18 protein-coding genes are annotated in these 14260 nt (G+C 57.5%); 10 read left to right on the plus strand and 8 right to left on the minus strand.

Annotated elements, in window-relative coordinates:
- Positions 1 to 143: 143 nt before the first annotated feature.
- Together AFK65_RS16695 and AFK65_RS16700 are read right to left on the minus strand one after the other, a co-directional pair.
- Positions 144 to 641: a TIGR00645 family protein gene (locus AFK65_RS16695; RefSeq protein ID WP_004384868.1), complete on the minus strand. Its 498-nt coding sequence runs from the start codon at positions 639 to 641 to the stop codon at positions 144 to 146.
- Between the two features lie 74 nt (positions 642 to 715).
- The gene (locus AFK65_RS16700; RefSeq protein ID WP_007701805.1) at positions 716 to 1216 is read right to left on the minus strand and encodes an ESA_00282 family adhesion-associated protein; all 501 of its coding nucleotides are present in this window, start codon (positions 1214 to 1216) and stop codon (positions 716 to 718) included.
- A gap of 105 nt (positions 1217 to 1321) precedes the next feature.
- Here AFK65_RS16700 and AFK65_RS16705 point away from each other — a divergent pair, with 105 nt between their 5' ends.
- The gene (locus tag AFK65_RS16705; protein ID WP_004384867.1) at positions 1322 to 1723 is read left to right on the plus strand and encodes a hypothetical protein; all 402 of its coding nucleotides are present in this window, start codon (positions 1322 to 1324) and stop codon (positions 1721 to 1723) included.
- 5 nt (positions 1724 to 1728) lie between these two features.
- A complete protein-coding gene (locus AFK65_RS16710; RefSeq protein ID WP_007701807.1) occupies positions 1729 to 2148 on the plus strand; it encodes a hypothetical protein in 420 nt (139 codons plus the stop codon).
- Here the strand turns inward: AFK65_RS16710 and fucR are convergent.
- On the minus strand, positions 2134 to 2874 hold the full coding sequence (gene fucR, locus AFK65_RS16715) for an L-fucose operon activator (protein WP_038856260.1): 741 nt from the start codon (positions 2872 to 2874) through the stop codon (positions 2134 to 2136). The two genes, AFK65_RS16710 and fucR, sit on opposite strands and share 15 nt — an antisense overlap.
- A gap of 169 nt (positions 2875 to 3043) precedes the next feature.
- Between fucR and AFK65_RS16720 the strand changes: the two genes are divergently transcribed.
- The gene (locus tag AFK65_RS16720) at positions 3044 to 3940 is read left to right on the plus strand and encodes an SDR family oxidoreductase (RefSeq protein ID WP_007701811.1); all 897 of its coding nucleotides are present in this window, start codon (positions 3044 to 3046) and stop codon (positions 3938 to 3940) included.
- Positions 3941 to 4008: 68 nt separating this feature from the next.
- On the opposite strand, the gene exbD is transcribed toward AFK65_RS16720, so the two are convergent.
- Together exbD and exbB are read right to left on the minus strand one after the other, a co-directional pair.
- On the minus strand, positions 4009 to 4434 hold the full coding sequence (gene exbD / locus AFK65_RS16725) for a TonB system transport protein ExbD (protein WP_007701813.1): 426 nt from the start codon (positions 4432 to 4434) through the stop codon (positions 4009 to 4011).
- Between the two features lie 4 nt (positions 4435 to 4438).
- Positions 4439 to 5173 (minus strand): tol-pal system-associated acyl-CoA thioesterase, encoded by a 735-nt coding sequence (gene exbB / locus AFK65_RS16730; RefSeq protein ID WP_007774518.1) that lies wholly within the window; start codon positions 5171 to 5173, stop codon positions 4439 to 4441.
- Between the two features lie 249 nt (positions 5174 to 5422).
- Here exbB and metC point away from each other — a divergent pair, with 249 nt between their 5' ends.
- Together metC and yghB are read left to right on the plus strand one after the other, a co-directional pair.
- On the plus strand, positions 5423 to 6610 hold the full coding sequence (gene metC, locus AFK65_RS16735; RefSeq protein WP_032804931.1) for a cystathionine beta-lyase: 1188 nt from the start codon (positions 5423 to 5425) through the stop codon (positions 6608 to 6610).
- A gap of 118 nt (positions 6611 to 6728) precedes the next feature.
- Positions 6729 to 7382 carry a DedA family general envelope maintenance protein YghB gene (gene yghB, locus AFK65_RS16740; RefSeq protein ID WP_007701835.1) on the plus strand — a complete coding sequence of 218 codons (654 nt, stop codon included), beginning with the start codon at positions 6729 to 6731 and terminating at the stop codon, positions 7380 to 7382.
- A 28-nt stretch (positions 7383 to 7410) separates the two neighbouring features.
- On the opposite strand, the gene AFK65_RS16745 is transcribed toward yghB, so the two are convergent.
- Positions 7411 to 8304: an AraC family transcriptional regulator gene (locus AFK65_RS16745; protein ID WP_038856258.1), complete on the minus strand. Its 894-nt coding sequence runs from the start codon at positions 8302 to 8304 to the stop codon at positions 7411 to 7413.
- 190 nt (positions 8305 to 8494) lie between these two features.
- Here AFK65_RS16745 and yqhD point away from each other — a divergent pair, with 190 nt between their 5' ends.
- The 3 genes from yqhD (at position 8495) to AFK65_RS16760 (ending at position 11177) form a co-directional block, all read left to right on the plus strand.
- Entirely contained in the window at positions 8495 to 9658 is a 1164-nt protein-coding gene (yqhD, locus tag AFK65_RS16750; RefSeq protein ID WP_007701837.1) for an alcohol dehydrogenase, read from the plus strand.
- 105 nt (positions 9659 to 9763) lie between these two features.
- Entirely contained in the window at positions 9764 to 10591 is an 828-nt protein-coding gene (gene dkgA / locus AFK65_RS16755; protein WP_007701839.1) for a 2,5-didehydrogluconate reductase DkgA, read from the plus strand.
- Positions 10592 to 10667: 76 nt separating this feature from the next.
- Entirely contained in the window at positions 10668 to 11177 is a 510-nt protein-coding gene (locus tag AFK65_RS16760; RefSeq protein ID WP_007701843.1) for a DUF3828 domain-containing protein, read from the plus strand.
- Positions 11178 to 11236: 59 nt separating this feature from the next.
- On the opposite strand, the gene AFK65_RS16765 is transcribed toward AFK65_RS16760, so the two are convergent.
- Entirely contained in the window at positions 11237 to 11539 is a 303-nt protein-coding gene (locus AFK65_RS16765) for a putative quinol monooxygenase (RefSeq protein WP_004386042.1), read from the minus strand.
- A 58-nt stretch (positions 11540 to 11597) separates the two neighbouring features.
- Positions 11598 to 12233 carry a glutaredoxin 2 gene (gene grxB, locus AFK65_RS16770; RefSeq protein ID WP_007701845.1) on the minus strand — a complete coding sequence of 212 codons (636 nt, stop codon included), beginning with the start codon at positions 12231 to 12233 and terminating at the stop codon, positions 11598 to 11600.
- Positions 12234 to 12421: 188 nt separating this feature from the next.
- Between grxB and AFK65_RS16775 the strand changes: the two genes are divergently transcribed.
- Positions 12422 to 13039, plus strand: a complete 618-nt coding sequence (locus AFK65_RS16775; protein WP_032804932.1) for a TetR/AcrR family transcriptional regulator — start codon at positions 12422 to 12424, stop codon at positions 13037 to 13039.
- A 248-nt stretch (positions 13040 to 13287) separates the two neighbouring features.
- Complete coding sequence (treR, locus tag AFK65_RS16780; RefSeq protein ID WP_007701851.1) at positions 13288 to 14235, plus strand: trehalose operon repressor TreR; 948 nt, start codon at positions 13288 to 13290, stop codon at positions 14233 to 14235.
- Positions 14236 to 14260: the final 25 nt, after the last annotated feature.

The raw sequence follows: 14260 nt of genomic DNA on the forward strand, positions 1-14260 counted from the left end.
CCCTAAAGTGAAATCTGAGTATAGACCATCGCTAAGAGGGCTTTTTTCAGAGGGTTAGGGTGTCGGCGCGTATAAAAAAAGCCCCTTCATCAGAAGGGGCTTAATGACGGAATTAACCGATTCGGGCTGTACGCCATAACGGGTTAGTATCCTTTTGAGCGGGAGATTTTATCCAGATAACCCATCACGAACGCCGACAAAACAAACGTCAGGTGGATAATCACATACCACATCAGCTTATTATCCGGCACGTTCTTCGCATCCATAAAGACGCGCAGCAGGTGAATGGAAGAGATAGCGACAATCGACGCCGCCACTTTATTCTTCAGCGAGCTGGCATCCATTTTCCCGAGCCAGCTCAGTTTTTCCTTACCTTCATGAATATCGAGCTGGGAGACGAAGTTTTCATAACCGGAAAACATCACCATCACCAGTAGTCCGCCCACCAGCGTCATGTCCACCAGCGACAACAGCAGCAGGATCAGATCCGCCTCGGCGATCGTCAGAATGTTCGGCAGAACGTGGATAATTTCCTGAAAGAATTTAACGGTCAGCGCCAGCAGCGCGAGAGAAAGCCCGAAATAAACCGGGGCCAGCAGCCAGCGCGAGGCGTACATTGCGTTTTCGATAAAGCGTTCCATAGCGTCCTGAAAAATAGCCAGAATGGCTTTCAGTATAACGCACAGAGGTGACGGTCTGACAACAGACCGGGGGATCAAACCTGGGTGATATCAACCTGCGGGCGCTGGTACTCCGGCCAGACGATCGCCACCAGTTGCGGATACGCCTCCTGGCTGAATTCATGGAAGCAGTGGCGCAGGTTGAGCACTTCGATATCGGAAAAGGTGACTAACTCACCGTTCAGACAGCGTTTTTTTAAATTATCGTAATATTTATACACCGCGGAATTAAGATTACTGCAACGGCGCTGCGCCTCAAATAAACCTGGAGTGGCGTTCAGTTGTTCAAATGTCATTTTTTTAATGGTGGCGTTCGTAAAATCGATATATTCGTGATTAACGCGCCAGTACCACAACGGAGTAATTGCGTTAAGTAACGCGGAAAAATGGTCTTCACCCTCTTCTTTGTTACGCGGCGGCATGGGGTCTACGCCAGAACCGTTGTCTGGTTTATTGGCACCATTTTCTTTCATAAAAAAAAGCACGCCGCTTAAAAGCAGCAGCAAGGTAATGACAGAATAAAAAATACTGTTCATGCGCAGGCTCCGTTTTTTTTGATTTTAATTTTACGGCATGTTATTGTCAACGAAAACCATCCGGCGTATTTCTTTATCCTTCTGATATAAAAGGAAATAAAATCAATGTTGCCCGACAATCTTGTGCCGGCGCGTTATCGTATTCCTACACCCGACAACCACCCCTCCGGCGAACAAAATAGCGAAAATTTAACTCAGGGAAAGCCAAAGCTCGAAGAATATGAAACCGACATATTGAGCGGCAAATCTCTGGCGGGCCAGAGCGGCAACGTACTGCTGGAAGAGCGCGACCGCCATATTAAAGCACGCCTGCTCAGTGTGGTTAAAATCGAAGCGTACACTAAAGTCCTGAATAAATTGGTCGAAGATAATGCTATTAGCGCTGAAGAATTGGCTGAACTGATCGCCACCAAAACCGCGCAGATAAATGAAGCGGGTAATAAAATTTGGCTTAATCTCATTACCCAGGAAAAAGACGCCCCCGTTTTTTATAAGTTCGAGGATTAACTGGCGTGACGGAAATAACCTCCAGCCACCAATATTTCACTTTAGATAAGCAAGAAGAACAGAAATTTATCTTAAGTCAGAATTTGCAGGCGCTGATTAATGAAAAAAATGAAGCCATCGCCGGTTATACCCGGGCCGTGCTGACGATACCGGCCGCCCTGGTACAGCTGAAATGGCAGAATCGCCGCGAAATCTATCCGTTGCTGGTGAAAGAAGAGGTGTATGGCGCCGTACTGGAAGAGATAATGAATCGTCACCCGCAGCTGCGCGCGCAAGTGATGGCCGCGATTGAAGAGCATTATCAGCAGATTAAAGCGCAGGAAGCGGAAACGCTAATGCTAAGCCGCAAGCTCGCTGATGGTAACTACCAGACCTCATCCGTCACGCCGCTTCCTGAACCGCCCGCCGCCTCAACCGACAAGTAGCGCGCCTGCGCCCTGTCCGCCGTTTTCCTCCTGCGTTATCACCTCCGTCACCTGCTCCAGCGTTCCGATTCGCACCTCACCGGTACGATTACGCTTGCTACGGTCTATCAACAACAGCGATTGCGCCGCCCGGCGCAGCAGCAGCGTTTTGTATTCTGCGTTCCACGAGCGCGCGTCCCAGATGCCGCCCGCTTCATCAATGCCCTGGCATGAGAAAAGAAACAGATCGATATCGATATGCTTCAGTAACGCGGGCAGCGACGGGTTTTCATAACAGGCCGCCTGGCGATGCAGAATGCCGCCGGTGCTGATAAGCGTTATCTGCTCGCGTCTGGCGACCTCCTGCCCTATCCGCACGCTGTTGGTGAAAATCGTGAGGGGCACGTCCGGCAACTGGCGCGCCAGATACCAGCACGTCGTGCTGGCGTCGAGCGCCACCACCATTCCGGCATCGAGCCAGTGCAGCGCGTTGCGCGCGATATCCATTTTATGCGCATGGTGGCTTTTCACGCGCGCCTCGAAGGGATCGTCATGGCTCGGCGCATCGCGGCGTAATACCCTCGCCCGCCCGTGGCTGCGCAGAATCTTTCCGGCGCGCTGTAGCTCGCTCAGATCGCGCCGGATGGTCTCCTGACTCACCGCCAGGCGGCTTGCCAGCGCCTGGGTGGTCAGCGCCTCGTGCGTCCATAAGAGCCTGATAATTTTCTGCTGGCGCTCGTTTTTCATCCTGCTGCTCCGTCGGTAAATCGCCTGGGTTGCACGCTGTTCATTATTGCAGCAGGCGCGTGGAAAGGAGAACCGGGCCGCGCCGGAAATACAGAAAATCCTGATAATTTCCGCCAGTGCAGCATGAGGCACTACCCTTAGAGGACGCTTTGATAACGAGGAGGAACTTATGGCGAACGACCAGAACAAGATCCAGGACCCGACAACCCAGTACTTCACCGGGGAATATCCACAGCAGAAACAGCCTGCGCCGGGCATTCAGGCCAAAATGGAGCCGGTGCCGGACTGCGGCGAGAAAAGCTACAAGGGGAGTGGTCGCCTTCAGGATCGTAAGGCACTGGTGACAGGGGGCGATTCCGGTATCGGTCGCGCTGCCGCCATTGCTTACGCGCGAGAAGGCGCGGACGTGGTGCTGAACTACCTCCCGGAGGAGCAGCAGGACGCCGAAGAAGTGAAGGCGTTGATTGAAGAGGCGGGTCGCAAAGCGGTGCTGATCCCAGGCGATCTGACCGACGAGAAATTCGCCCGCGATCTGGTGCATCGCGCCATTCAGGAACTGGGCGGGCTGGATATCCTGGCGCTGGTGGCCGGTAAACAGACGGCGGTTGAGGATATCGCGAATCTGACCAGCGAGCAGTTCCAGAAAACCTATGCGACTAACGTATTCGCGCTGTTCTGGATAACCCAGGAAGCGCTGCCGCACCTGAAACCGGGCGCGAGCATTATCACGACGTCGTCTATTCAGGCGTATCAGCCAAGCCCGCATCTGCTGGATTACGCGTCCACCAAGGCCGCTATCCTCAACTACAGCCGCGGGCTTGCCAAACAGGTGGCGGAAAAAGGCATTCGCGTGAATATCGTGGCCCCTGGCCCTATCTGGACGCCGCTGCAGATCTGCGGGGGTCAGCCGCAGGAGAAAATCCCGCAGTTCGGCCAGCAGACGCCGCTTAAACGCGCCGGTCAGCCGGCGGAGCTGGCGCCGATTTACGTCTATCTGGCAAGCCAGGAATCAAGCTACGTCACCGCGGAAGTTCACGGTGTCACCGGCGGCGAACACCTGAGTTAATCGCCAGACGCTGGGCAATAAAAAAGCGCGGCTTATGCCGCGCTTTTCTTTGGCTGAAAGCGTAAGCGTTACTTCGCTTTTGTCACTTCCTGGCCGACCAGCCCGATTTTCAGATAGCCCGCCTGGTGCAGCGTATCCATCACGTTCATCATGGTTTCGTAGTCGACGGTTTTATCCGCGCGGAAGAAAATCGTGGTGTCTTTCTTGCCGCCGGTCTGGGCGTCGAGCGCGCTAATCATCGAATCACGCGTCACCGGATCGTTGCCGATAAACATCGTTTTATCGGCCTTCACCGACAGATAGACCGGTTTCTCCGGGCGCGGCTGCGGCTGGCTGGACGCCGCCGGCAGGTTCACCTTCACATCGACCGTCGCGAGCGGCGCCGCCACCATAAAGATAATCAGCAGCACCAGCATCACGTCAATAAACGGCGTGACGTTAATTTCGTGCATTTCGCCGTTATCATCGAGATTTTCGTTAAAACGCATCGCCATAGGATTAACCTAAACGCAGTTTTTGAGCGGTACGCACCGGCTGCGCCTGGGCGCTCGCCTCGAGATCCAGATCGCGGCTTTGCAGCAGCAGCACCTGAGCGGCCACATCGCCAAGTGTCGCTTTATAGCTGCCGATGGTGCGCGCGAAAATGTTATAGATAACCACCGCCGGGATAGCGGCGACAAGACCAATGGCCGTCGCGAGCAGCGCTTCGGCGATACCCGGCGCCACGACCGCGAGGTTAGTGGTCTGCGACTGGGCGATGCCGATAAAGCTGTTCATGATGCCCCACACGGTGCCGAACAGTCCGACAAACGGCGAAATCGCGCCGATGGTCGCGAGATAACCGTTGCCGCGCCCCATGTGACGCCCTGCCGCCGCCACGCGACGCTCAAGACGAAAACCGGTGCGCTCTTTAATGCCTTCGTTATCTTCGCTGCCTGCCGAAAGCTCGCGCTCATTCTGCGCTTCTTCGATAAGCCGCGCGCTCAGGCTTTTCGGGCCGAAACGTTCGGCCATTTCACGCGCGTCGTCCAGCGTGCGGGCGCCCGCCAGCTCCTGCTGTTCGCGCTTAAGACGGCGTTTGTGGCCGGACAGCTCAACGCTTTTGCTAAAGAAAATCGCCCAGGTCACGACGGAAGCCAGAATGAGGCCAATCATGACGATTTTCACCACGATGTCGGCATGCTGATACATGCCCCAGACGGAAAGATCCGTCTGCATCAAATTATTTCCCACTGTGCATCTCCAGGACGAAAGTCACAAAACTGCTCATAATGATATCAAAATGACATCGAATTGATAGTAGTTCTCATTAGTATTTGCATGGTGCGCCAGCGCAACTTTTTTTTCTTTGCGCTCAGACAGGAAAGGCGTTCAGATGACGTTTTTTCATCTTTCGCATCAGAACGAAATCAGCGCGAGGCGGCGACGATTTTCCGTGGTAACGTAGGTTTAGACATCCAGACGTTCAGACAGGGGAAATCCATGACCGACAAACACATTGAGACGGCGCTGATCCAGGCCGGACGCGCCAAACGTTACACGCAGGGATCGGTGAACAGCGTGATTCAGCGTGCGTCATCGCTGGTGTTTGACAGCGTGGAAGCGAAAAAACAGGCCACCGCCGGGCGCGCGCAGGGCGAACTGTTTTACGGCCGGCGCGGCACGCTGACCCATTTTTCACTTCAGGAGGCGATGTGCGAGCTGGAAGGCGGCGCGGGTTGCGCGCTGTTCCCGTGCGGCGCGGCGGCGGTCGCCAACACGATTCTGGCGTTTGTCGAACAGGGCGATCATGTGCTGGTAACCAACAGCGCGTATGAGCCGACTCAGGATTTCTGCACCAAAATTCTCACTAAGCTTGGCGTCACGACCACCTGGTTCGATCCGCTGGCGGGCGACGGCATTACACGGCACCTTCAGCCCAACACCAAAGTGGTGTTTCTGGAATCGCCCGGCTCCATCACGATGGAAGTGCATGACGTGCCCGCGATTGTCGCGGCGGTGCGTCGCGTCGCCCCTGACGCCGTCATTATGATGGACAACACCTGGGCGGCGGGCATTCTGTTTAAGGCGCTCGATTTCGGCGTCGATATCTCCATTCAGGCAGGCACCAAATATCTGGTCGGGCATTCGGACGCGATGATAGGCACCGCGGTTGCCAACGCCCGCTGCTGGGATACGCTTCGCGAGAATGCTTATCTGATGGGCCAGATGGCGGACGCCGACTCCGCGTATGTCACCAGCCGCGGCCTGCGCACGCTGGCGGTGCGCCTGCGCCAGCACGAAGAGAGCGGCCTGCATGTAGCGCAGTGGCTGGCGGCGCATCCGCAGGTGGCGCGCGTCAATCATCCGGCGCTGCCTGGCAGCAAAGGCCATGAATTCTGGAAACGCGATTTTAGCGGGGCCAGCGGTCTCTTCTCTTTTATTCTCGATAAACGGCTTAACGACGCAGAGCTGGCGCGTTATCTCGATAATTTCGCGCATTTCAGCATGGCCTATTCCTGGGGCGGCTATGAATCGCTGATCCTCGCCAACCAGCCGGAAGAGCTCGCGGCGATCCGTCCGGCGGGGGGCGTCGACTTCACCGGCACGCTGGTGCGCCTGCATATCGGGCTCGAAAACGTGGAAGATTTAATCGCCGATCTGGACGCGGCCTTCCGTCGCATCGCCTGAAGTGAAAAAAAACCGCGTTATCCCAGGAAAAGAGAAGGTTTGTTGAAGCTGTAGTGCAGATGCGGCGGTACATTTAAGGGTACAATAGGGGCAATTCCGCTGTTCCACAGGATCTCCCATGGCTGTTATCCAGGATATTATCGCTGCGCTCTGGCATCACGATTTTGCCGCGCTGGCGGACCCGCATGTCGTTGGCGTTGTCTGGTGCGTGATGTTTGCCACGCTGTTTTTAGAAAACGGTCTGCTGCCGGCGTCGTTTCTGCCGGGCGACAGCCTGCTGCTGCTGGCGGGCGCGATGGTGGCCCAGGGCGTGATGGATTTTGTGCCGACGCTTGTGATCCTCACCTCGGCGGCGAGCCTCGGCTGCTGGCTGAGCTACGTACAAGGGAGATGGCTCGGCAACACCCGCGTCGTGCGCGGCTGGCTCGCGCAGCTACCGGCGAAATACCATCACCGCGCCACCTGCATGTTCGATCGCCACGGCCTGCTGGCGCTGCTGAGCGGCCGTTTCCTGGCGTTTGTGCGCACGCTGCTGCCGACGATGGCGGGCATCTCCGGGCTCTCTAACCGCCGTTTCCAGATCTTCAACTGGCTGAGCGCCGTGATTTGGGTCGGCGTGGTGACTGGCTTTGGCTATGCGCTCAGCATGATCCCGTTTGTGAAACGTCATGAAGATCAGGTGATGACCTTCCTGATGATCCTGCCCATCGCGCTGCTGGTCATCGGCCTGCTTGGCGCGCTGTTGGTGGTATTAAAGAAAAAAGCGCAGTAAGTCTTTCCGGGCGGAGCGCAGGCTCCGCTCACGACAGCGCGCGCAGGCGCGCGGCATCCTCTCCCGGCGTCACCCCGAAATAGCGTTTAAATTCACGGCTGAACTGCGACGCGCTCTCATACCCCACCTGCATCGCCGCCGCGCTGGCCTTCATGCCGTTATGCGCCATCAGCAGCCGCGCCTTCTGCAACCGCCAGGTTTTCAGGTATTGCAGCGGCGACGTGCTGGTTACCGCTTTGAAATTATGATGAAACGCCGAGACGCTCATGTTGGCTTCCGCCGCCAGTTGCTCGACCGTCAGGCTTTCGGCGTAGCGGGTTTCGATGCGCCTTATCGCGCGGCTTATCAGGCTGAAATGCGTCTGGCGGCTCACCAGCGCCATCAGCGCCCCGCCGCCCGGCCCTTTCAGCACGTGGTAGAGAATTTCGCGCACGATCTGTTTGCCAAGAATGCGCGCATCCAGCGGCGCTTCCAGCACCTCTATCAACCGTTCGACGGCGCAGAGGATCTCATCGGTCAGCACGCCGGAATTAATCCCGCACGAGCAGGTCGCAGGCCGGAAATGGTCATCCTCGCCAATCTCCATCACCAGCGCCTGAAGCTGGAGCACATCGATATTAATGCGGATGCCCGCGAGCGGCTCTTGCGCTGTGGCGAAGGTTTCGCACTCAAACGGCAGCGGCACCGTCAGCAGCAGATATTCACGCGGATCGTAACGGAACACCTTATCGTTGAGATAACCCGTTTTATGGCCGGAAAAGAGAAATATGATGCCGGGCTGATAAATCACCGGCGTGCGCGCGCCGGGCGTCGTACCGTAGAGCAGGCGCACCTCCGGCGGCAAAAAACTCTGCGTTTTTTCTTTCTCTTTTAAGCGTTTAATCTCGCCGGTGATATACCGACACACTGCATCGCGATTCATTAACAGCGGCTCCCGATCGCCCTTTCATCCGGCGTCCAGTGTGCGAAAAAAATCCGGTTTCCTCCAGAGGCAAAGAGAAATGGGCAAGAGAAAGGCAGGAATGAGCATTGAGGCTGCGCGCCCCCGCGCCGAGAATAGTCGTCAACCCTGCACGCCTGATGCGTGACGTTTATTCCATAAGGAGTTTTCGATGAACAACTTTAACCTCCATAACCCGACCCATATCGCCTTTGGTAAAGGTGCCATCAGCGAACTGCGCGCGCTCATTCCGGCCGACAGCCGCGTGCTGGTGACTTACGGCGGCGGCAGCGTCAAAAAAACCGGCGTGCTCGATCAGGTCTACAGCGCGCTGAACGGCCTTAACGTGCTGGAGTTCGGCGGCATCGAACCTAACCCGTCTTATGAGACGCTGATGAACGCCGTTGATCTGGTGCGTAAAGAAAAAGTGACGTTTTTACTGGCTGTCGGCGGCGGTTCTGTCCTGGATGGCACGAAATTTATCGCAGCCGCCGCGCACTATCCGTCCTCGCGCGATCCGTGGCATATCCTCGAAACCCGCGGTAGCGAAATCGCCAGCGCCATCCCGATGGGCTCCGTCCTGACGCTGCCTGCGACCGGCTCGGAATCCAACAAAGGCGCGGTGGTTTCGCGTCGCGCCACGGGTGACAAACAGGCGTTCCACTCCGCGCATGTTCAGCCGCGTTTCGCCATTCTCGACCCGGTTTACACCTACACGCTGCCGCCGCGCCAGGTGGCGAACGGCGTGGTGGACGCTTTTGTTCACACCGTCGAGCAGTACGTCACCTATCCGGTGAACGCTAAAATTCAGGACCGCTTCGCGGAAGGCATTCTGCTGACGCTTATCGAAGAGGGCCCGAAAGCGCTGAAAGAGCCGGAAAACTACGACGTGCGTGCCAACCTGATGTGGGCCGCGACCCAGGCGCTGAACGGGCTTATCGGCGCGGGCGTGCCGCAGGACTGGGCGACGCATATGCTCGGCCATGAACTGACCGCGATGCACGGGCTGGATCACGCCCAGACGCTGGCGGTGGTGCTGCCGGCGCTCTGGAACGAGAAGCGCAATGAGAAGCGCGCCAAACTGCTGCAATACGCCGAGCGCGTCTGGAATATCACCGAAGGCAGCGACGATGAGCGCATCGACGCCGCGATTGCCGCCACCCGCCGCTTCTTCGAAACCATGGGCGCCCCGACCCGCCTGAGCGATTACGGCCTGGACGGCAGTTCTATCCCGGCGCTGCTGGCGAAGCTTGAAGAGCACGGCCTTACCGCGCTTGGCGAGCACAACGATATTACGCTCGACGTGAGCCGCCGCATTTACGAAGCCGCACGCTAAGCTTTTTGCCGGCGAGCTTTCGTTTTTGGCTATTTCGACCAGACTTAACTCACTGACTTGCGCCGGGGCAGCTTGCCCCGGTGTGTTAGCTCAAAAGGAGGAAATATGGCAAATCCAGGCGTAATTAAGCTGCATGACGGCAACCTGATGCCCCAGCTCGGCCTCGGCGTATGGCAGGCGACTAACGATGACGTCGTCACCGCGATTCATAAGGCGCTGGAGGTGGGCTACCGCTCTATCGATACCGCAGCGGCCTATAAGAACGAACAAGGCGTGGGCGACGCGCTGAAAAGCGCAGGCGTTGCGCGCGATGAGTTATTCATTACCACCAAACTCTGGAACGACGATCAGAAGCGTCCGCGCGAGGCGCTGGAAGAGAGCCTCGAAAAGCTGCAACTCGACTATGTGGATCTCTATCTGATGCACTGGCCGGTACCGGCTATCGACCGCTATGTCGATGCCTGGAAAGGCATGATCGAGCTGCAGCAGGAAGGGCTCATCAAGAGCATCGGCGTCTGTAACTTTAACGTTGAGCACCTGCAACGCATCATTGATGAAACGGGCGTGACGCCGGTTATCAACCAGATTGAGCTGCACCCGCTGCTGCAACAGCGTCAGTTGCACGCCTGGAACGCCACGCACAAGATCCAGACGGAATCCTGGAGCCCGCTGGCGCAGGGCGGCGAAGGCGTGTTTGACCAGAAAATTATTCGCGAACTGGCGGATAAATATGGCAAAACCCCGGCGCAGATTGTGATTCGCTGGCATCTTGACTGCGGTCTGGTCGTTATCCCGAAATCCGTGACGCCGGCGCGTATCGCGGAAAACTTTAACGTCTGGGATTTCCGTCTGGATAAAGACGAGCTCAGCGAAATCGCGAAACTCGACCAGGGCAAACGCCTCGGCCCGGATCCAGAACAGTTCGGCGGTTAATCGCGCCTGTTGGCGGCAAAAAGAAAAAACAGCATACTACGCAAGCCTGTTTACGGACGTTTGAGGACCTGTTCCGATGAAGCACCGCTTAGCGTTAGTTATGCTGTTTTTTTCCGCCAGCACGCTGGCGCAGGGGGAAGCACAGACCCCCACGCAATTTCTGAAATCGCTCTACCAGAGTTACGCCAAAGGCAACGAACCGGTGGATTTTGCAAGCACCGGCGAGCAGCAGATCCTCTCCGATCGCCTGCTGAATCTGGTGGAAGAAGATACCCGCCTCTCCGGCGGTGAAGTCGGCTTTCTCGATTACGATCCCATCTGCTATTGCCAGGACTGGGACGATCTGGCCGTGGATAAGATAAATGTCACTAACAGCGACGCCACGCACGCCAAAGCCACGATCACCTTCCGTCCGTTCCGCAGTTCGCCGGATGCCACCACCCAGAGCTTCGCGCTGATTAACGAGAAGGGCCGCTGGCGCATCGACGACATCATGAACGGCAACGGCAGCCTCTATAAATCGTTGCAGGAGAGCGGCCAACAGCTGCGCGCCGATAAAACAAACAACGATACCGTCTCTCCCTGAGCCCGACGCAATAAAAAACGGCTTGCCGCTGGCAAGCCGTTTTTGTGTCTGCGGCAGCGTTACTTCGCCGGGCCGCCCGCCAGTTTATCCAGCATCATCACGCTGGACGTTTCGATATACTTCGGCAGTTCGGAGAAGAGGTGAATGATGTGCGCCGACTGTAAATGCTTTTGCAGCAGTTCGCGGCTTTCCCACTCTTCGGTCCAGACGAAACGGCGTGGATTTTCCGTGTCGCGGTTGAGCTGATACACGATACAGCCCTCTTCGGCATGCGTTTTTTCGATGACGCCGCGAAACAGCTGCTCAAGCGTCTCTTCCTTGCCAGGTTTACTGACGAAAATAGCTACTACCGGAACGGTCATGTTGTACTCCTGCACTCATGTTTACCAGGAAAAGCGGCGCGCCTTCTGCCCGTCGCGTTTATTTCGCCTGGGCGCTTAACAGCGCCACTCCCGTTTGTGTCGACACGCGCTCGATATACGCGCTCACCTGCGGGCCGAACGCCGCGCCTTTGACAATCGTGAGCGAGCGCAGCAGCGGGAAGAGAATAAAATCGGTGGTGTCGATAGCGCGACGGTCAGCCACCAGCGGCTCAAGCGCCTGAAGCTGCGCGTTGACCTGCGCCAGCAGCGCAGGGGTCTGCGCGCGCAGCGCGGCTAAATCGCCAAACGCTTTCTCTTCACGCGCGGTATAGGCGCGACGCGCCTCCGGGGTCGCCAGCTCGGCGAAATCGCCCTCGGTAAAGCGCGGGATCGCCAGGTTAAACAGCGGGGTCGACACCGACTCGCACCACTGTTTAATCGTCTCATCCACCGGCGCGTCGGTCACGCACGGCTGTCCAAGCCCATCTACGTAGCGCACAATGTCCATGCTCTCCGGCATATACGTGCCGTCGTCTTTTTCCAGAATCGGCACCACTTTGCGCCCGACCATGCGGGTCGGGGTGTCGGCATCGCCTTCCATAATGACGCACACCTCAACCGGCAGCTTTTTCAGGCCGACAATCATCAGGGCGCGAACGCAGAACGGGCAGTGCTCGTAGATATGCAGCTTCATGCAATTCTCCATGAGGGGCGCGGCGACCATCTGTTATCGCTCGCAAAAAAGACTACTGATGAGTAACCTTACTCGATAGTAACATAACGCGTTTGCGTGACAAGCGCGACGAAAACGCCCGATGCGATACCTTTGCCGTCTGGCTTGCAGTAAGCTTACGCCGTTCATGTGACCCAGGGAGAGAGGATTTGCAGACTGACGCTGACCACCCGGAAAGCCATAAACCGAAACGGGGCGCCGCCACCCGCCGTCGGCTGTTGAAACACGCCTGCGCCGAATTCGCGCGGCTTGGCTATCACAGCACCAAAGTCAGCAATATCGTGAAGGCGAGCGGCCTGAGCCAGCCGACGTTTTATCTCTATTTCGCCAGCAAAGAAGCCGCTTATGAAGAGCTGGTGAGCGAGTTTCGCCTGCGCCTGGAGCGGCTCACCGAAACGCTGCTGATCCGCGACCGCGTCGAAGGCGAGGCGCTGGTGAAAAGCGTGCAGCAGAGTTTCCTTAAGCTGCTGAATTTCCTAGCCGAAGACCAGGCGCTGACCGAAATCGGCTTCTTTCAGCCGCCCGGCTGCACGCAAACTAAGGCCACGCTGGTGAATGCCATCGCCAGCAATATCGTCAAAGAGCAGACCCTCGGCCTGTTTCGCAACGATATCGACGCGCTGCATATGGCCCGCTGCTGCGTGGGCATGATAGACCAGATGGCGCGCGTCCCGGCGGATGAGGCCGCTCCGGAGGCGCTGGCGCTCGGCTGCGCGCAGCTCCTGTGTGAAGGGATCTGGGTGCGCAGCCAGCATCACGACGCCTGAGCCTTTCCCGTCTTCTGCGCCCGGTGACCCACGGCGGGCGCACAAATCCGCAGCACAATGATTGATAAGCCAAAAGTCATCGGCGAAGATAGCTTCCGGCGCTTCGCTTCGCGATGCCCGACGCGGCCATTGACCGTTTGCGTGCGGCGAAGCCTCCCTGAACCAGATTATGCCCATTGCGCCAGAAACCAGCCGCATTACCTTTACGCATTATCGCTTTTACAGACCGCCAGCCAGAGGAATGGACGATGCAACACCGTCTCACCATTAAAGACATCGCGCGCTTAAGCGGCGTGGGGAAATCCACCGTGTCGCGCGTGCTGAATAACGAGAGCGGCGTCAGCGAACGCACCCGTGAAAAGGTTGAGGCGGTAATGCGCCAGCATGGCTTCTCCCCTTCCCGCTCGGCGCGCGCGATGCGCGGCCAGAGCGATAAAGTCGTCGCGATTATCGTCACCCGTCTGGATTCGCTGTCGGAAAACCTGGCGGTGCAGACCATCCTGCCCGCGCTGTATGAACAGGGTTACGATCCGATCATGCTGGAGAGCCGTTTCTCGCCGGCGCTGGTGCAGGAGCATTTGGGCGTGCTGAGCCGCCGCCATATCGACGGCGTGATTTTGTTTGGCTTTAGCGGCATCAGCGACGTGCTGACGACCGCCTGGGAGAAATCGCTGGTGCTGCTGGCGCGCGACGCGCCGGGTTTTGCATCGGTCTGCTACGAAGATGACGGGGCGATACGGCTGTTAATGCAGCGCCTGTATGACCACGGTCACCGCCATATCAGCTTCCTCGGCGTGCCGCACAGCGATATCACGACCGGCAAGCGACGCCACGAGGCGTATCTCAGTTTCTGCAAACAGCATGGGCTGACGCCGCGCGACACGCTGCCGGGGCTTGCGATGAAGCAGGGTTATGAACACGCCGCCGACGTGCTGAGTGAAGAAACCACCGCGCTGGTCTGCGCGACCGATACCCTTGCCATCGGCGCCAGTAAATATCTCCAGCAGCGCGGCGGCGCGCCGGTACAGCTTGCGAGCGTCGGCAACACGCCGCTGCTCAAATTCCTGCACCCGGAGGCGATCGCGGTCGATCCCGGTTATGGCGAAGCCGGACGCGCGGCGGCGAAACAGCTTATCGATCAGATAACCGGCCGCGCCGATCCGCGCCAGATAGTGATCCCCGCCCGTCTCGACTAAGCCCCTGACCACACGTTTATTGTGA

Origin of the sequence: Cronobacter universalis NCTC 9529 (genome assembly GCF_001277175.1) — a bacterium.
GTDB lineage: Bacteria > Pseudomonadota > Gammaproteobacteria > Enterobacterales > Enterobacteriaceae > Cronobacter > Cronobacter universalis.